General features: G+C 61.6%; 18 protein-coding genes, 1 tRNA gene, 1 other RNA gene and 1 pseudogene. 7 read left to right on the forward strand and 14 right to left on the reverse strand.

Annotated elements, in window-relative coordinates; all coding sequences use genetic code 11:
- Nucleotides 1-12: 12 nt before the first annotated feature.
- The 5 genes from JL811_RS09380 to ssrA all read left to right on the forward strand — a co-directional run bounded on the left by JL811_RS09380 (nt 13) and on the right by ssrA (nt 5,788).
- Entirely contained in the window at nt 13-1,170 is a 1,158-nt protein-coding gene (locus JL811_RS09380; protein WP_202688342.1) for an ABC transporter permease, read from the forward strand.
- Between the two features lie 99 nt (nt 1,171-1,269).
- Nucleotides 1,270-3,351, forward strand: coding sequence for a dipeptide ABC transporter ATP-binding protein (locus tag JL811_RS09385; RefSeq protein WP_202688343.1), 2,082 nt, complete (start codon nt 1,270-1,272; stop codon nt 3,349-3,351).
- Nucleotides 3,352-3,432: 81 nt separating this feature from the next.
- The gene (gene otnK, locus JL811_RS09390) at nt 3,433-4,674 is read left to right on the forward strand and encodes a 3-oxo-tetronate kinase (RefSeq protein WP_202688344.1); all 1,242 of its coding nucleotides are present in this window, start codon (nt 3,433-3,435) and stop codon (nt 4,672-4,674) included.
- Nucleotides 4,671-5,312, forward strand: a complete 642-nt coding sequence (otnC, locus tag JL811_RS09395) for a 3-oxo-tetronate 4-phosphate decarboxylase (protein WP_202688345.1) — start codon at nt 4,671-4,673, stop codon at nt 5,310-5,312. Before otnK ends, otnC begins: the two co-directional genes overlap by 4 nt.
- Before the next feature lie 121 nt (nt 5,313-5,433).
- Nucleotides 5,434-5,788, forward strand: a transfer-messenger RNA (tmRNA) gene (gene ssrA, locus JL811_RS09400).
- A gap of 122 nt (nt 5,789-5,910) precedes the next feature.
- On the opposite strand, the gene JL811_RS09405 is transcribed toward ssrA, so the two are convergent.
- The gene (locus tag JL811_RS09405) at nt 5,911-7,086 is read right to left on the reverse strand and encodes a BaiN/RdsA family NAD(P)/FAD-dependent oxidoreductase (protein ID WP_202688346.1); all 1,176 of its coding nucleotides are present in this window, start codon (nt 7,084-7,086) and stop codon (nt 5,911-5,913) included.
- A gap of 163 nt (nt 7,087-7,249) precedes the next feature.
- Here JL811_RS09405 and JL811_RS09410 point away from each other — a divergent pair.
- Nucleotides 7,250-7,324: transfer RNA gene (locus tag JL811_RS09410), tRNA-Gln, on the forward strand.
- A 345-nt stretch (nt 7,325-7,669) separates the two neighbouring features.
- Here the strand turns inward: JL811_RS09410 and JL811_RS09415 are convergent.
- From JL811_RS09415 to JL811_RS09455, 9 genes and pseudogenes are all read right to left on the reverse strand, one after another.
- Nucleotides 7,670-7,910 (reverse strand): annotated as a pseudogene (locus JL811_RS09415) (biotin/lipoyl-containing protein); the annotation flags it as partial.
- Complete coding sequence (locus JL811_RS09420; RefSeq protein ID WP_202688348.1) at nt 7,910-8,350, reverse strand: hypothetical protein; 441 nt, start codon at nt 8,348-8,350, stop codon at nt 7,910-7,912. The gene JL811_RS09420 and the pseudogene JL811_RS09415, both read right to left, overlap by 1 nt.
- A 111-nt stretch (nt 8,351-8,461) precedes the next feature.
- Nucleotides 8,462-8,989: a hypothetical protein gene (locus tag JL811_RS09425; RefSeq protein ID WP_202688349.1), complete on the reverse strand. Its 528-nt coding sequence runs from the start codon at nt 8,987-8,989 to the stop codon at nt 8,462-8,464.
- Between the two features lie 248 nt (nt 8,990-9,237).
- Complete coding sequence (locus JL811_RS09430; RefSeq protein ID WP_202688350.1) at nt 9,238-9,465, reverse strand: hypothetical protein; 228 nt, start codon at nt 9,463-9,465, stop codon at nt 9,238-9,240.
- 116 nt (nt 9,466-9,581) lie between these two features.
- Complete coding sequence (locus tag JL811_RS09435; RefSeq protein WP_202688351.1) at nt 9,582-10,172, reverse strand: hypothetical protein; 591 nt, start codon at nt 10,170-10,172, stop codon at nt 9,582-9,584.
- 64 nt (nt 10,173-10,236) lie between these two features.
- Complete coding sequence (locus tag JL811_RS09440; RefSeq protein WP_202688352.1) at nt 10,237-10,707, reverse strand: hypothetical protein; 471 nt, start codon at nt 10,705-10,707, stop codon at nt 10,237-10,239.
- 452 nt (nt 10,708-11,159) lie between these two features.
- Nucleotides 11,160-13,490 carry a phage tail tape measure protein gene (locus JL811_RS09445; protein ID WP_202688353.1) on the reverse strand — a complete coding sequence of 777 codons (2,331 nt, stop codon included), beginning with the start codon at nt 13,488-13,490 and terminating at the stop codon, nt 11,160-11,162.
- 11 nt (nt 13,491-13,501) lie between these two features.
- Entirely contained in the window at nt 13,502-15,118 is a 1,617-nt protein-coding gene (locus tag JL811_RS09450) for a terminase large subunit (RefSeq protein WP_237684892.1), read from the reverse strand.
- Complete coding sequence (locus tag JL811_RS09455) at nt 15,115-15,513, reverse strand: P27 family phage terminase small subunit (RefSeq protein ID WP_202688354.1); 399 nt, start codon at nt 15,511-15,513, stop codon at nt 15,115-15,117. The genes JL811_RS09450 and JL811_RS09455 overlap by 4 nt, the downstream gene beginning before the upstream one ends.
- A 47-nt stretch (nt 15,514-15,560) precedes the next feature.
- On the opposite strand from JL811_RS09455, the gene JL811_RS09460 reads away from it, so the two are divergent.
- Complete coding sequence (locus JL811_RS09460) at nt 15,561-15,941, forward strand: hypothetical protein (protein ID WP_202688355.1); 381 nt, start codon at nt 15,561-15,563, stop codon at nt 15,939-15,941.
- A gap of 5 nt (nt 15,942-15,946) precedes the next feature.
- Here JL811_RS09460 and JL811_RS09465 read toward each other — a convergent pair whose 3' ends face one another.
- Genes JL811_RS09465 through JL811_RS09480 form a run of 4 tightly spaced genes read right to left on the reverse strand, consistent with a single transcriptional unit; the run spans nt 15,947 to nt 17,437 of the window.
- The gene (locus tag JL811_RS09465; RefSeq protein ID WP_202688356.1) at nt 15,947-16,258 is read right to left on the reverse strand and encodes a phage head closure protein; all 312 of its coding nucleotides are present in this window, start codon (nt 16,256-16,258) and stop codon (nt 15,947-15,949) included.
- Entirely contained in the window at nt 16,255-16,680 is a 426-nt protein-coding gene (gp17, locus tag JL811_RS09470) for a tail completion protein gp17 (RefSeq protein ID WP_202688357.1), read from the reverse strand. Before gp17 ends, JL811_RS09465 begins: the two co-directional genes overlap by 4 nt.
- Complete coding sequence (locus JL811_RS09475) at nt 16,677-17,135, reverse strand: HK97-gp10 family putative phage morphogenesis protein (protein WP_202688358.1); 459 nt, start codon at nt 17,133-17,135, stop codon at nt 16,677-16,679. The genes gp17 and JL811_RS09475 overlap by 4 nt, the downstream gene beginning before the upstream one ends.
- Nucleotides 17,135-17,437, reverse strand: a complete 303-nt coding sequence (locus JL811_RS09480) for a head-tail connector protein (RefSeq protein ID WP_202688359.1) — start codon at nt 17,435-17,437, stop codon at nt 17,135-17,137. The genes JL811_RS09475 and JL811_RS09480 overlap by 1 nt, the downstream gene beginning before the upstream one ends.
- Nucleotides 17,438-17,861: the final 424 nt, after the last annotated feature.

Raw genomic sequence — 17,861 nt, forward strand, 5'->3', positions numbered from 1 at the left:
GGAGGATCGCCCATGGAACCGCTTGGCTGGGGTGGCATCTTCGCCCGTATGGCAATTCAGTTCTGGCCCGTCTGGGCCGCATTGATCGTGACCTTCGCGGTCTCGATCCATCAGAAACGCAAGCTGGGCCTCTACGGCAAGCTGTTCGACAGCCCGATCGGCATGATCGGCTTTGCCATCGTGATGTTCTGGGTCTTCACCGCGCTTTTTGCCGATCTCATCATCACGCAGGATCCGCTGGTCCAGATCTCCAGCATGAAGAACAAGCCGCCGGGCGAAGCGGCACCTGAAGGATCGTCCTATGCCTATTACCTGCTGGGCGGTGACAACCTTGCGCGCGATGTCTTCAGCCGCATGGTGATGGGGGCGCGGCGCGTGCTGGCCATCGCCCCGGCCGCCACGGCCTTCGCCTTCATGGTCGGCATCACGCTGGGCCTGCCTGCGGGCTATTTCGGCGGCAGGCTGGATACCGGGCTTTCCTTCCTTGCCAATCTCGTGCTGGCCTTCCCGGTGATCCTGCTGTTCTATCTGCTGGTCACGCCGGAGATCCGCGATACCGGCATCCCGATCATTCTGGCCGCCGTTCTGTTCATCTTCCCGGTGATCTTCTTCATCACACTGTTCAACAGCCGCTACTTCACCGATCCGCCGAAACGAAACCTGTTCATCGGCATCACATTGGTTCTTGGCCTCTGGGCCTATTCGGGTCTTGCCTTCAACATGGACCCGCTGGGCGTCTGGTCGATGGATCCGAACCTGCTGAATGTCTTTGTCGCCGTGGTCTTCGTGAACGCCCCCACCGTGTTCCGCATCGTGCGCGGCATCGTGCTGGATCTGCGGTCGCGCGACTATGTCGCCGCAGGCCAGACCCGGGGGGAAGGTGCGTGGTATATCATGCTGTGGGAGATCCTGCCCAATGCGCGCGGGCCGCTGATCGTCGATTTCTGCCTGCGCATCGGCTATACGACCATCCTTCTGGGCACGCTTGGCTTCTTCGGCCTCGGCGTCAGCCCCGAAAGCCCGGACTGGGGCTCGACCATCAATGACGGGCGCCGCCTGTTGTCGATCTTCCCCCATCCTGCGGTCGTGCCGGCCTTTGCCTTGATGAGCCTCGTTCTCGGGCTCAATCTTCTGGCCGACGGGCTGCGCGAAGAAAGTCTGAGGGACTGATGCAGCGCATCCCGCCCCTCTTCGCCTCTTTGAAAATATCCCACGGGGGTCCGGGGGTGTGAACCCCCCGGGCCTTGCGGCAGTCAACCGGAGCAAGCCATGACCGAATGGGACAAGACAAAACCGATCCTCGAGATTGAAAACCTTTCAATCTCCTTCTTCACCCGCCTGCGGGAAATTCCGGCGGTGATGGATTTTTCCTGCACCGTCATGCCGGGTGAGGCGATGGGGCTGGTGGGCGAATCCGGCTGCGGCAAATCCACCGTGGCCCTGGGCGTAATGCGCGATCTGGGCAAGAATGGCCGGATCACCGGCGGATCGATCCGGTTCAAGGGCCGCGATCTCACCACGATGTCCGAGGAAGACCTGCGCCATCTGCGCGGCTCGGAAATCGCGATGATCTATCAGGAACCCATGGCCTCGCTGAACCCCGCCATGACCATCGGCGCGCAATTGGCCGAAGTGCCGATGATCCACGAATCGATGTCCAAGGACGCGGCATGGAAACTTGCCCGCGATATCGTGGCTGATGTGCGCCTGCCTGACCCAGACCGCATCCTGCGCGCCTATCCGCACCAGTTGTCAGGGGGCCAGCAACAGCGCATCGTCATCGCCATGGCGCTGATGTCGAAACCGGCGCTACTGATCCTTGACGAACCGACCACCGCGCTGGATGTGACGGTCGAGGCGGGCATCGTCGATCTGGTCAAGGAACTGGGTGAGAAATACGGCACCTCGATGCTGTTCATCAGCCACAATCTGGGCCTTGTGCTGGAGGTCTGCGACCGGCTTTGCGTGATGTATTCCGGTGAGGCGGTGGAAACCGGCAATGTCGCCGAGGTTTTCGACAAGATGCGCCATCCCTATACTCAGGCGCTGTTCCGGTCGATCCCGCTGCCGGGGGCGGACAAGAATTCCCGCCCGCTGGTCGCCATCCCGGGCAATTTCCCCCTGCCCCATGAACGCCCGCCGGGCTGCAACTTCGGCCCCCGCTGCGATTACTTTGAGGCGGGCCGCTGTGATGCCACCGAGATCCGCATGGCCGAAGTGCCCGGCGACCGTCACGGCTCCCGCTGTCTGAAATTCGCGGAAATCGACTGGGATGCCCCGCTGAAAGCCGTAAAAAAGGTCGAGAAAACCCCCGTGGGTGAGGTCGTTCTCGAAATGGACGCGCTGCGCAAATATTACGAGGTGGGTTCGGGCAAGTTCTTCGGCGGCGGTGAGGCCAAGGTGGTCAAGGCCAATGAAACCCTGTCCTTTTCCGCGCGTGAAGGCGAAACGCTGGCCATTGTGGGTGAATCCGGTTGCGGAAAATCCACCTTCGCCAAAGTGCTGATGGGGCTGGAAACCGCCACATCGGGCAAGATCGTGATGTATAATCAGGACATTCAGGACACGCCGATCGAGAAGCGGTCAACCGATACGGTCTCCTCGGTGCAGATGGTGTTCCAGAACCCGTTCGATACGCTCAACCCGTCCATGACGGTGGGCCGCCAGATCATCCGCGCGCTGGAAATCTTCGGCGAAGGCAACAGCGATGAGGAACGCCGCGCCCGGATGCTGGAACTGCTGGATCTTGTGAAACTGCCGCGCGAATTCGGCGACCGGATGCCGCGCCAGTTGTCAGGTGGCCAGAAACAGCGGGTCGGCATCGCGCGTGCCTTTGCGGGCGGCGCCAAGATCGTGGTGGCGGATGAGCCCGTTTCGGCACTGGATGTGTCGGTGCAGGCCGCCGTGACCGATCTGTTGATGGAAATCCAGCGCAAGAACCGCACGACGCTTTTGTTCATCAGCCATGACCTTTCCATCGTCCGCTATCTGTCAGACCGGGTGATGGTGATGTATCTGGGCCATGTGGTGGAGCTGGGCACCACCGATCAGGTGTTTTCCCCGCCCTATCACCCCTATACCGAGGCGCTGCTGTCTGCCGTGCCGATTGCCGATACCCGGGTGACCAAGAAACGCATCGTGCTGGAGGGGGATATCCCATCCGCGATGAACCCGCCCCCGGGCTGTCCCTTCCAGACGCGCTGCCGCTGGAAATCAGAAGTGCCGGGCGGGCTTTGTGACCGTGAGGTGCCTCCGGTACGCCATCTGGCGACGGGACATCAGATCAAATGCCATCTGCCCGATGAGGTGCTGACGAAGATGGAGCCGGTTATCACCATCGCCGCCGAATAGCCATGGCAGGGCCGAAAGCCCTTGCCCCTACGGCACGGATCGGGCACCCATAACTGGTATACCAGATGGAGGGCCGAAACGATGATCCTGGGTGCTATCGCCGATGACCTGACGGGGGCGACCGATCTTGCCCTGATGCTGGCGCGGGAGGGCATGCGCGTCGTGCAGGTCGTGGGCGTGCCCGACAGCGCCGATTTCGGCGATGCCGAGGCGGTGGTCGTGGCCATGAAATCGCGCACCAATCCGGTGGATGAGGCGGTGGCGATGTCGCGCGCAGCCCTTGCCCGCCTGCAAAAGGCCGGCGCGCGGCAGATCTATTTCAAATATTGCTCGACCTTCGATTCGACGCCCCAAGGCAATATCGGCCCGGTGGCCGAGGCGCTGATGGCCGATCTGGGCAGCGATGTCACAGTCGCCTGCCCCGCCTTCCCCGCCAATGGCCGCACCGTGTTCAACGGCCATCTGTTTGTCGGGCGGCAGCTTTTGTCCGACAGCCCGATGAAGGACCATCCGCTGACGCCGATGACCAATTCCGATCTGGTCGCCGTACTGGCCGAACAGGTTTCTGCCCCCGTCGGCCTGATCGCGCATGACAGCATCGCGGCAGGCGCCGAAGCGGTGCGGACACAGATTGCCGAGGCCAAGGGCTTCCTGATCCTCGATGCGATCACCGATGCAGATCTGCGCGTGCTGGGAGAGGCGATTGCCGATCTGCCGCTGCTGACGGGCGGGTCCGGTCTGGCCCTTGGCCTGCCCGAGGCCTACCGGCGGCGCGGCTGGTTGACCGGCGCGGGCGAGGCCGAGGATTTCGCCGCCCCCGAAGGCCCCGCCGTCATGCTGGCCGGGTCCTGCAGCAAGGCCACGCGCGGCCAGATCGCCCATGCCATCGCCGCAGGTGTGCCGGTGCTGAAACTCGACCCACTGGCCATTGCCGACGGACGCCAGACCGTCGATGCGGCACTGGATTTCGTGACCGCCGCGACGGCGACACCGCTGATCTATTCCAGCGCCGATCCCGACGAGGTCCGCGCAGCACAGGCCACACTCGGCCGCGATCGCGCAGGCGAACTGGTCGAGCATTTTCTGGGCGACGTCGCGCGCAGCCTGCGCGACCGGGGCTTCCGGCGCTTTCTGGTCGCAGGCGGGGAAACCTCGGGGGCGGTCGTCACCGCCCTTGGCGTCAGCGCCATGAAGATCGGCCCCGAAATCGACCCCGGCGTGCCCTGGACCGTCAGCCTGGGCGACACGCCCTTGGCGCTGGCGCTGAAATCGGGCAATTTCGGCGCCGAGGATTTCTTCACCAAGGCCTGGACGCTGCTATGACCGGCACACTCTCCGAAGAAACGAAACTGCGCGATCAGATCGCCGCCGTCGGCAAGTCGATCTTCGACCGGCGGCTGACCTTCGGCTCCACCGGCAATATCTCGGCGCGGCTGTCGGACGGGCGGCTGTTGATGACGCCCACCAATGCCAGTCTTGGCGCGCTGGACCCCGCACGCCTGTCACTGTTCGATACGGACGGGGCGCATGTCGCGGGTGACAAGCCGACGAAAGAGGCCTTCCTGCATCAATGCATGTATTGTGCGCGGGGTGAGGCTGGGGCGGTCGTGCATATCCATTCGACCCATTCGGTTGCGGTCTCGATTCTGGCCGATGTGAACCCTGAAGACGTGCTGCCGCCTCTGACCGCCTATTATGTCATGCGGGTCGGAAAACTGCCGCTTGTGCCCTATTTCGCCCCCGGCGATGCCGCCCTTGCCCGCGCGGTCGAGGATCGGGCGGGGGCCTCCCATGCCGTGCTGCTGGCCAATCATGGCCCTGTCGTCGCAGGCAAGACCCTGACCGAGGCGCAATATGCGACCGAGGAGCTGGAAGAGACCGCAAGGCTGCATCTGATGCTGCATGGCCGCGACATCCGTCCCCTGACACCCGAACAGGCCGCCGCCCTGAAGGGCCGCTGAAGGGGTCTTCATCTGTTCGGAAATATCCTCGGGGGTGAGCCGCCAGCGGCGGCGAGGGGGCAGACAGCCCCCTGCCCCTTTCCCCCCCTTGCCCCTTTCACCCCTGCCCAACACTGAACGCCCCATTGCACCCCGCTGCACCGCCCCCTATATTGGGTCTGTTCGGGCTTGCCCGGACTATGGCGATAAACGCACCTGTAATAATCGGATCGGACCCGGGGGCGGTACCCGGCGGCTCCACCAATCACCCGGCATTGCGGGCGGACGGGGCCGAAACAGGATCGACGAACGACTAAAGAGGCCAGCTTTCGCTCGGTGAGGTACCACCGTTATCGGTCCGAAAAGTACAGTTGCCAATGACAACCGTGCTCCGGTCGCTCTGGCTGCGTAAGCAGTTCGAGAGATCGAAACTTAAGCCCTTGCGCTTAGCCGCGTAAGGCGGGGTCCGCAGGCACCTGGCAACAGAAGCCTGCACTTTACCCCCCCCCCTTTTTCCATGCCGTTCGGATCGATTCCGCCTGACCGGTGCGCTCCCGTATCGGTTTGCCCGTGCGGCGACTGACGATATTCAGGCCGGAAATATCTGCCGCAGCAGGTGTCAGACCGCCTGCCCCGCCGCCCAGGCCGAAGACCAGGCCCATTGGAAGTTGTAGCCGCCCAACCAGCCAGTGACATCCACGACCTCACCGATGAAATGCAGCCCCGGCACGGCTTTGGCTTCCAGCGTCCGGGCCTCCAGCGCCTCGGTCGAAACGCCCCCCAGCGTCACTTCGGCTGTGCGGTAGCCTTCCGATCCGACCGGGCGCAGCCGCCAGTCGCGCACCTGTGCCGCCAGATGGTCCAGCCGCGCATTGCCCTGATCGGCCAGCGTGCCGGTCAGGCCCGCGCGGTCTTCCAGATGCCGCGCCAGACGCTCGGGCAGGATCTGCGCCAGCGCGGTGCGGGGCGCGATGCGTCCGCCCTGCCCCCGCATCACGCGCAATTCCGCCGCCACATCGCGGCCCGGGGCCAGATCCAGCGCGATCTCGTCCCCCTCACGCCAATAGCTTGAGATTTGCAGGATCGCCGGGCCGGACAGCCCGCGATGCGTGAACAAAAGCGCCTCATCAAAGCTTGTGCGGCCTGCGCTGACCCTGCCCGGCACCGCAATCCCGGCCAGCCCGCGCAAACCTTCCAGCTCCTGTTCCGCAAAGGTCAGGGGCACCAGTGCCGGGCGCGTCTCGACCAGCGACAGGCCGAAACCTTCGGCGATGCGATAACCGATGCCGCTGGCCCCCATCTTCGGGATCGACTTGCCCCCGGTGGCGACCACGACGCGGCCCGCCTCGACCACACCGCGGCTGGTCAGGACGCGAAAGCCAGAACCGGCCCGCTCGACCCCATCGACACGCGTCGAAAGCCACAGATCAGCGCCCTTGCGGCGCATATCCTCCAGCAGCATCGCGATGATCTGCGTGGCCGACCCGTCGCAGAACAACTGCCCCAGCGTCTTTTCATGCCAGGCAATACCCGCCGCATCGACCCGGCCGATGAAATCCCATTGTGTGAAGCGTTTCAGCGCCGAAAGCGCGAAGCGCGGATTTTGTGACAGGAAGCGTTCGGGCGCGATGCCCAGATTGGTGAAATTGCAGCGCCCGCCGCCCGAGATGCGGATCTTTTCGCCGGCCGCTTTCGCGCCCTCGATCACCAGCACCCGACGGCCGCGCCCTGCCGCCTCGGCAGCACAGAAAAGCCCCGCCGCCCCGCCCCCGAGAATTGCCACATCCACCTGCATCCGCGCCTGTTATCCGCTTCGCCCCCTTGCGGCAAGCACGACGCGCAGAGCGCCCGATCCGGGGAGGACAGAGCGGAGCGCCCCCTTTGAAAACGCCGGATGAATTTTCTCCACCATCCCCCTTGCGGCGCCTCAAAGCCTTCGCTAAACACCGCCGCACGGTTGGGGCGTCGCCAAGTGGTAAGGCATCGGTTTTTGGTACCGACATTCCCAGGTTCGAATCCTGGCGCCCCAGCCAATCGTATTTTTCCTTTAATTTCAATCACTTAGCTGAAGCCGAGTCGGCGCATCCGGAACACTTTTCCGGACCATGGAACCGCCTCACAGCACCCTTACCGACTCGTCAGACAGACAAAAAGGGCGAGGCTTTCGCCCCGCCCCTCTCAATCGCGCTAGTAAGTGTCACTCGGCACCGCGTGGCCGGTGTCGCGTAACCGTGCCTTGTGGGGGTGGATGAACTATGACTGCCCGCAGGTTGCCGACTAAAACACGCCGTAGTGTGGCACGTTCTTCATCTGCAATTCGTCACGCGCTTTCGCCCTACGCCGGGTTTCTGCGACTGCGCCCATGTCTGAATTGACGATTACAATCGGCGTTCCGGCCTTCACGCCCGGCGTTCCTTCCTCGACAAGAATCGAGACAACGACACCATCTGCCGTAGCTTCATATTCCATCGTCGCCTTGTCGGTTTCGATCTCGGCGATAATGTCACCGGGCTTGAACAGATCGCCTTCCTTCACCAGCCACTTAGCAAGAGTGCCTTCCTGCATCATCGGAGAAAGAGCGGGCATAAGAAACTGTTCCAGCGTCCGAACCTTGCCCATTATTCAGCCTCCCCTTCGCTACCGTCGAAACCAAAGAACCGGATCACATCGGACGGCGGCGCATCGGCAAGTGCGCAAGTCTGGGCGAACTTCCTTTTCGCTTTGTAGATACAAAAGCGAACGTCTTCCTTGCGGTCCATTTCCTCATCCGAGTAAGAACCATACGGGCCGGGACCGCTGTTTTCGGGCCACAGATCAACGTCAAATCCGACATGATGCTCAACACCCCAGAGTGTATACGCAAGGTCGTGGTCGTCTGTGATCTTGCGAACAAGATCACACATCGCGCTGTGGGAAAGTTCCTCGCGGCGCTCATCCGGAAGGCTCTGGATCTGGGCAATGCCGTAGATCAGCCCCTGCACTATCACCTTCCGGTGAAGCCCGCCGATATCAGCGATGGACGTTGCCGCCGAAGCGGGATTGAAATAGTCTTTAGGCATGGTGATACTCCGTTCATCAGTTATCTGCTTGCGACAAGGGCGGGCGGCGTCCAAACACATCCGCTCTTGTCGCTACTGAACCGGGCGCAGTATGACGGTTCAGGGCTACTTTCAGCCCGTCACCTTCCACTGTGGGAAGGTCCAGCGGACCTGCTTGTCTAGCTGGTCCAGCATCTTGTTCAGCCTCGCGGCCTCTTTCAGCGCTGCCTTCTTGGCTTCGGGTTCCGACAGGTCGGAAGCCTCGATCTCGGCAAGGCGGGCTTTGATCTCGCTGCGCTTGTAAGCGCTGATCTGATAGGCCAAGGATCGGGCGGCCTCAGTCAGCATCCCCACCATCAACTCAGCGCGTCCCAATGAACCGTGAACATCCCTAAAGGGATAGTTGTCACGATCCGATGGGTCGAATGTGCCATCGAGATTGAAGCACTCGGGGCCACGGTCGTCATCGAACACGGGGCATTCGAAACCGATATGCGCTAGATTCTGTTCGACTTCCGACAACTCACCGGGGCCATCCTCACCGACAAACTTGAAGAACGGGGCTTGAAAGACGCCCGTCACCGTCAGGCTTTCCTGTGTCTCCTTTTGCTTCTGTCGTTCGCGATAGCGGCGAACCTTTTCTGCATTTGTCATAGCCATGCTCTATCCTTTCGTGTTGGTTACATGTAACCGACACTTTATCTGCCTGCCATAAGAAAATGCACCGGCAACCACATTACGTTACGTCAACTTGCTATCTGGTCGCGCAGCACTTCGCATCGAGCAAACCTACTAATAAGCAGCTTTCAACAGCTTGTCGCAAGGAAAGTAAAAGGTTTTACACCCCCACTAACCCTTTGATTCATAGATATATTGACCACCAGATTTGCACAGTTTTGCTGAATTTCCTAGAAAACTGCGGTCTTTGCAAAGTCACCAGTGGAGAATCCTGCTCCCGTAACCCCCTCCCCCTCAAAGTCACCCCGGCAGCCCTCGGGCAGCACATCAGCGCCCGCCAGCACCTCGGCCAGCTTGTCGCGCAGCACCACACCGGGCGCAGAGGCGGCAGCGATGAACGCCCCGGCCAGATCGTCCAGCAGGCGGGAATAGGCATCGTCGGAAAGGAAGGTCGGCATGTTCGCTCCTATGGTGACTGGTTGCCGAACCTAGGCCGATCAGGAATCGCAGCGCAAGCGCCAAAATCACCTTAAGTAATTGTTTTTCATGTGTATTTAGCTATTTAGCTGGATAGCTACTGCGCGGAACCCATGATGCCAAAGTTAGGATGATTGCGAAGTTCGGCCTCGGCTGCATCTTCTTCGGCGTTTGCTGCCCGCTGCGCCTCGCGCGCCTTCTCCCTCTCTTCAAGACGGATGGCATAGGCTGCTGTAATCTCGACTTCGGACACGCCTTTATCCCGCAGGCGCTTGAACCAGTTCGCATCTGAACGGCGGTCGCGCTCATATTCCTTCTTTTCGTCCGGGGTCAGAACAGACAGCTTGTAATTCGGATGCAGGCGGACCTTGCGCCGCTTGGCGTTGTATTCCTCGCGGCCCTCGTCAGCCCGCCAGTCGTCAATCCCCCGGCGCAACCGAAAGGTGTCGTCCCTCGCCCGTTCGCCTTCACGATCAAAACGCTGCTGCGCCCTTTCGATCAGCGGGGCGAGGACGACAAGCCGCTGGCGGTCTTTGTCGGTGATCTCATCCTGCGCCAAGATGGCATCGCGCTTTGCTTCCAGTTCGCGCAACTCATTCCGGCGGCGATCATAGGGCGTCAGCTTGACGGGTTCATAGATCGGGCCTTCATCATCATCTTCGGCTTGTGAGTCAGCGGGATTCCGCATATGTTATGACCTATCAGTGAGACAGCTTTTCAGGGGTTCAGCGTTGCCGCGCTGGCCCCTGTTTTCATTCGGCAGCGCGTTCGATCTGTTCCGCAAGATCGGCAGCGATATCCAGATTCAACGGGAACTCGCGCCCGGTGATCGGCGAAACCAGCTTCAGGCCGTTCCCGGCCCGCTTCACCGTCATACCGGACATGGCCGCAGCACCTTCGATCCACCGCTTCTTGCGCTCGGGGTCAGCGTTCGCGCTCCCCGCCTCTTTCAGCAGATCGGCAACGGTCGGGCCTTCGCCCATCGGAACCGAAGCCTCAAACCCGTTCGCCCTGATGGTGATGGATGCGCCTTCGCTGGCAACGTCGAAACCGGGAACAGATGCAGGGATGGTGCCTGCGGCGATCTCGGACCGGACGTAATCCGCGATCACCTCCGTGATGGTCTTTTCCTTGGCCTGCGCGATCCGGCGCAGTTGCTCGATACGTTCGGCGGGCAGTCTGATGTGGTTTGTCATGGGGACACTCTTGTTAACGATCAGCATGATATAATCCGCTAACCGTTAACTGTCAATAGGCATCCGCAAGGGCGTGTCGTTTTGCCCGTTACGCAAAGAGGTTGACCGGACAGGTTTGCGTGTCTTTTTGCAACCTAAACGTGCACAAAACCGGGCCGGGGAAAGCGTGTCCTTTTGCCCGTATTTATATACTTCTTAAGAAAAGTTACTCTTATACACATAACTTAAGAGATATATGAGTAACGGGCAAAACGACACGCCTCATCAAACACCCTTCCCCGGTCCTAGGAACCCCTTCCCGGTCATGATGATGAACCTGCCTCGGGGAACTCGCGGGCTGCGCCCGCTCACCTCCCTCGCCCCGGCTGCCTGATACGCGCTCCGACTCACGGAGAAGCCCACACAGAGGCATGACGCGGCTTTCCCGCCCATGTGCTGCCCGGCGCGTCAAAGCGTCTGTGCGGGCATCCTGTGGAGTCTCAGCGGAACAAGCCGCCGGGCCGCATCTGTCTGACCAGTTCATCCCGCACCAGCCCCCGGAACATGCGTTCGGACTCGGCTGCCACCTGCTTCGCCAGATCGGCATTTTGTTCGGTCGTTCCGGCGCTGCCCTGCACCGTGATCGGCGCATTGATCGTGACTGCCGGTGCGGATGCCCCCGTGGACTCGCGCAGCGGCCCGCCCGTGGCCTTTGCGACCTTTCCGGCATCACCGACCAGCCCGCCGCTTGCATACCCTTTCTTGGCGCTCTCATGGAGTCTGTGAAGGTTGCCCGCCCCGAGGCGCTGGACTGTCTGCTTGCTGAACACATATTCCCCGCGATGGACAATGCCCGCCGGTTCATGCTTGCCACCGCGCCCGGTGAACCCGCCATCTGCGAACCCGAGAAGGCCACCGACAAATTCACCGACGCCGCTGCCTTCGAATATCCCCATCAACGCCTTCTGAAACTGGACCTTCGCCATCTGAATGAGAAGATCAGCAAGGGCTTCCTCGGCGCTCTTGGACCCATCCAGCACCGCCATGAACGTATCGGTCAGGGCTTCGGCCCCGCGCTTGCCCCGTTGCTCTACCGCCTTCATGTCGTCGGCTGACTTCTGCGCGGCCTGACCGGCGCGAAGATGCGCCTCGGCCAGCCGGTCAACCTCGGCAGTCAGTTCGGGCGTCACGGCCCGGCCATCCCGCTTTGCGGCGTTCAGCAGTTCGGCCCGGATGCGCGCGAAGTCGATTGCATCCGCGTATTCCATGCCCGCCTGTGTCGCGGCCACCAGCGCCACCGCCTCGGCCTCAAGCGCCATCCTCTCGCGGTTCAGGCTTTCCAGAACCCGGTCAAACTCGGACTGCGACCGACCACCAGCACCGCCCGAACCGGCCTTGGGCAGTTCCGGTTCCCCCAGCAGCGCGGGTGCGGATCTCGGGCGGATGGACCGCCCCGGCGCGAACCGCCCCGGCGGCAGCAGGTTCTGATCTTCACCGGAAAGCATCGTGCCGGTGTCCATCATCTCAAGGCTGTTGATCTCGCGCCGGGCGTCCTGCACCGCAGCAGGCAGTTTCCTGATCCAGTCCAGCAGACTGGATACCTGACCGATCACACCGGCCAACCGGGCCTTGTCCAGATCATCCAGCCCGGCCAGCGTCTCTGTTGCTTCCTCTGTCACATCGGTCAGGGCCTTGGCGAACTCATCCCCGGTCAGGGTTCCATCCGCGAATGCCTGACTGGTTTCCTGAAACCGGGTCGCAAGATCGGTCAGGGCCTGCGCGGTCGCATCCTCCCCAAGACCGCGCAGCATTAAAGAGGCATCGGAGAAGGCCGGGACAAGCTGCCGTGCCTCGGCCTCAAGGGCCGCGATCTCGGCCCGCATCCCCTCGATCACCGCAAGGGCGTCCTGCCCGACCTCGGGCAGCTTCCCGAGGGACGCGGCCATATCGTCACCGAAGACCTGCCCGGTCATGCTCGGGTCAAATTCCAGCTTCGCCCGCTCGCGTTCCACCATGCCGAAAAACTCAGCGGCCCCCACAACGCCGGTGCGCCACAGGGTCTGCAAGCGGCTGGTCACTTCCGCGAACTTCGCATCCAGTTCGGCAGCCTTGCGAACCGCGCCCTCATCCATCACCAGCCCAAGGTCGCGCGCCCGGTCGATCTGATTGCGGATGCCGTTTGCGCCCCGGTCCAGAAGTTCCACAAAGCGTTCACCGGCAGAACCGCCGAAAATCTCATCCGCGATCCTGATCTGCGCGGCCTTGTCCACACCCTCAAGACGCCTGATGATTTCAAGCATCAGCTCAGACGGGTCTTTCAGGCGGTCCTTCAGATCATCTGCCCCGAACCCGAGGCGCTGAAAGGCTTCGGCAGCACTGCCCTTGCCGGTGATGACAAATTCATCCGCGCGCAGGTTCAGTTCCTTGAACCCATCGGTCAGGGCGTCAATGCCGATCCGGTTCTGTTCCGCGACATAGCGCCATTCCTGAAACGCCTCGACCTGCATCCCGGCGCGCTTGGCCGCGTCGCCGATCTCGGCAATTCCCTGCACCGTGCGGCGCAAGGTGCTGACCGCCCCGGCAACACCGATACCGGCAGCAGCACCGGCCAGCCCCGCAATCCTCGGCATTGCAATGGTCTTGAAGGCACCGCCGATCCGGCTGCCCATGCCTTCATAGCTCTGCGCGATACGGTCAGCGCTCTGTTTCGCCCGCGTTTCCATCTGCTGCGCGGCCTTGCGCTGGATATAGATTGCGCGGTCAAAATCGCGCTTGAACTGCTTCTGCTGCGCCTCAAGTTTGACAATCAGGCCCATCATTTCAACGGACATACTCTTTACTCCTAGAACATGGTCAGCCCGAGAACCTCGGGCGAGTCATAGCGGGATTTCTTGTTATGGGCGGTGACAGCCCGCGAAACGGCCATGGCCGAAGCAATGGCTGCATCTATGCGGCTATGGCCGTTCGCCTTGTGCATCCGGATCAGGCCGGATGACGGGTTCCGGCTGGTCACGACATTCTCAAAGTGATGACGCAGCACCGGGTCGCCATCATGGCGGATCAACCGCCCGGTGACGATCCGTTCCATATCACCCGCCGCAACACCCATGGTCAGCGGACGCTGCGGAAAGGCAAAGACCGGCAGCCCGTCATCATGCAAGCGCTGCATCGTCACGCGGGCAAGGTGCGGGTCAAAGGCGATTTCCTGCACGTCATAGGTCGCGCAAAGGTCGCGAATGTGATCCTCGACCATCGCGTTATCAATGATCGGGCCGGGGCAGATGCGGATCAGCCCATCATCGCGCCAGCGTTCATAGGGGGCGCGGTCACGATCCGCCCTGCCCCGCAGATCATCGCCAGGAACAAATACCGCGCTGCGAAGCGTGATCTGCCCATCATCATGGCGGAAGGCCACCGAAACGGCGGTCAGGTCGCCCGAGACTGACATATCAACGCCAATATAGGCGGCAAGCTGTTCAAGGTCGGTGTCGTCATCGTCCAGCGCACGGGCGTCATATGCGCCAAGATCAAACAGCGGGTCGCGACTGTTCGCCTGCCAGATGTTCAGGTTGAACTGCCGGAAGCTGGACAGTTCGGCAGGGTTCCCCTCGGCCTCTTTCGCCAGCGCCCGCAAGCCCGACAAGGACGGGAAGCCATGCACAAGGCCGGGGTTCACCTTCTGCCATACTGTTTCGTCCTGCCAGTCGTCACCCGGTTCGGCCATGAACAGGACCGGCAGAAATTCCGGGTTCACGATCTCGCCCTTCGCGACCTGCACCGCGTAATTGAACTGATCGGCAGCCAGCCCTTCCGAACCGCGCCCGGCGGTCGTGGCGATCATCATCAGCGTGTCGTCGGTCTTGGCCTGACCGCTCTTGATTGCTTCCCAAAGGTCGCGGCCCCGCCATGCGTGAATCTCATCAATCAGCGTGAATGAGGGGGTCAGGCCATGCGCAGCCCCGCCATCCGAGGCAAGGGCGGTCAGGGTGCTACCGTTCTTTCCGAAGGTGATCTGCTTCTTGCTGTTGAAAGCATCGCGGATCGTTACCGCCTTCAGCAGCCGGCGGTCCTCGCGGATGATGTTCGCGGCCTCGCGGAACCCGATAGACGCCTGTTCACGATCACAGGCCGCAAACACCACCTGCCCGGCAGCACGGGCTTCCGGGCCGAACAGATGCAGCAGCGCAAGTGCTGCGGCCAGACTGGTCTTGCGGTTGCCCCTCGGCAGCAGCAGCATCACCGTCTTGACGATCCGGCTGCCATCGGGATTGCGCGGACCATAGATGCGCCTGACGATCCGTTCCTGCCAGTCGAAAAGCTGAAAGGCCCGGCCCGGTGCGGTGCTGTTCGGATGCCGAAGGCGGCGCAGGAAGGTGACAGCCCGTTCCCCGAACCCCATCGGGTCAGGGATTGGCGATGCGTCATGAATCCATGCCGGGAAGGTGCTGCCGGTCATCATACCACGGCCAAGGGGTTGTCGGTGTCGTCGTCATCCTCTGCAGGCTGCCCCATCCTCGCCCGGCTGACCGGATCAAGCCCGAGGGTCGCGGCGATCTGCCGGGCGGTCTGTGCAGCACGGTTCTGCACCCCGAACATTTTGGGGTCGATCTGACCGCCCGCAAGTTGACGCTCTACCTCAACTTGCTTCACTAAGCCGTTCATAAGGCAATAGGTTTCTACCTGTGCCAGATCGGCAGCACAGATCACCCGCCGGGCCACCAGCACCGGCAAAACCCGCTTCCATTCCTCGCGGGCATAGGTGCTGAACCACGCGGGCGCTTTCGGCGCGCGTGTCAGCGGTTCCTGATCCGGGCGAATAGCGGGCTTCACGCCCCGCAGATGCTTGGCACTCATACCGGCACCGAATATGTTTTACCAAAGCAACACACGGAAAGCGCCGCATGAGCCGAACTCTTATCGCAATTCTTGTCGTCACAAACCTTGCGACTGGCTACCAACTCTACGTCACCAATCACCGATATCAGGCTACAGTTTCGGATAAAGTCACAGACCGGGAACGCGACGTTTATGGGACCGCTTGCGTTGACTGGCTGAACGGAAAAGCAACAGAGCGCGGCTTTACTCTGGCGCTTGGAAGGTCGTGGAAAAAGCACGGTCAGTTGATTTTTGAGATTATTCCAGCGTCTGACAAAGATTGGACAATCGCTAGAGATAGGATGCCCAATGACGATTCCCCTTCGATGCTCTGCACTTATGACAAGCAAAGCCGCATGATGTATCCGGTTGTCGGAGAAGAACGCGAACGCTGGATGTTCTACTAGGCGGTTCATGCGGCCACCGCCCGCAGTTCCAAGCCCTTCCTGCGCCCGATCTCGGCAATCGCGACGATGTTCCAAGCCTTCCCGGCATGAATGATCCGATCCGCGACAGACACACCCGGCAGCCAGCGCAGCAAAAACACCGCGTTATTCGCCACGCCCTCACCATAGGTTGTCAGGAACTCGGAAACCCCGGCCTGCCGAAGTTCCGCCCTGCCGGTCGCATAGGTCGTCCAGACCTGTGCAGCCGCCCCGCTCGGGCTGACTGTCTCGGCCATGCGCTGCAACTCGATTGCGTGCTGAAGTTTCCCGGCCTTCATGCTGCCACCCTCCACCGCAGGACAGCCCGCAGCGCGACAGCGCCATGGGCGCAAGACTGCGCCGGGTCAGGGTCGGGCATCCAGACCAGTTCAGGGCGATCCCAATCATCAATCGTGAAGCCCTGCCCTGCCGGTGCATCCATCAGGACAGCCAGCACCGCGCCCGCAATCGCCTGCGCGACCTCGGAACCGTCCTGCACTGTCCAGATATGAAGCATGGCGCGAACCTCTGCGACGATCTGACCGCCCGAGGCGCGGCCCATCACTTCGACACGGGCCGGGGCAAGCACGATCCCCGGCATGTTCACAGACCGGATTGAACCGGCGCGGATATTCTCGGGCGCGACATGCTGAAGGACAGCAGGGTTGCCGATCAGCGCCGCGCGCACTACGGTTTGAAGGGCAAGGCTTGGCTCAATCATTCCGCCGCCCCCTTCTTCACTTCCGAACGGATCACACGGCGCAGCCGGTTCCGAACGCGGGTCTTGTTCAGCCGCCATGCGGGCAGCAGGAAGGGCTTCGCGGGCATCGTGCCCGTAGGGCTGCCGTCCTTATGAACCCGCTCGGCCGTTCCGAACTCGACCAGATGCCCATGCCGCGCATCAGGATCACCAGCCGTCACGAAAGCCTGCCCTTCATCAGCGGTGCGCCTGCCCCCATCCGAGGCGAAGGCGGGCGTCGTCTCACCCGGTGCTGTTGCCTCGATAGACTCCACCAGCGCACCAGACCGGCGCGATGACTCGGCCAGCGCACGGGCATCGGCTGCGATTTCCTGCACCGATCTGGTCAGCGCCGGGCGCAGCGCTTCAAGAACCGACTGCGGAATCGCGGCCATGCGCTTCGCCAGCGCCTCAGAACCCGTTACCCGCTTCGGCATTACGCGGCCTCCGGTTCGGGTCTATAGCCCGTCACGCGGTCTTTCAGCGGCGACAGAAGGTCATGAACCCCGAACGGAAGCTGGTAGGCACTGGCAAAGCTGACAGCCTCGCGCGCCTCATACTGGTGCGCGATCAGCAGAAGCGCTGCCTGCACCATCAGCGGGCTTGCGGTGTCGAAGGGCTGGCCGGTGTAAGCCTGAACCCATGCCTCGGCCACGTTGGCATAATGGGTCAGCAAGGATTCGTCGCGGTCGTCGTCAAGGTTCAGATGGGACCGGATCAGGTCAAGAGACAGGGGCATACTGGATACTCACAAGGGAACAGGACTTCCCTATACGGTATCATATTACCCCAGTAGTGAAAAGTTATATTATAACGTGTCTTGCGTGACGCTCCCAACGCCGGTTCCCATCAGGGGGCGGAAGTTGGGGGGTGCCCGGGGCATCCCAACAGATGCGCCCCGCCCTCTGAAGGACTACAAAAAGCGGTTGCCGAGACAGGATATTGTGTGTCAGGTTCGACTAGATAGCACTAAAAGTGCATTGATGTGACCGCGTAATCACGAAATCTTTCCATCTGCGTTTCACTTGTTACTTGAAACAACTCGACGGTTGACATAAATGCCAACACCTGCGCAGCTCTCAAGAGAAGGCCAACTGAAGGTTTGGCCGCACAAGCTGGCGCTGGGAAAGCCCGTCGTGAGGAACATTTACATATGTAGGCGT

Origin of the sequence: Szabonella alba (assembly GCF_016765775.1) — a bacterium.
GTDB classification, from domain to species: domain Bacteria; phylum Pseudomonadota; class Alphaproteobacteria; order Rhodobacterales; family Rhodobacteraceae; genus Szabonella; species Szabonella alba.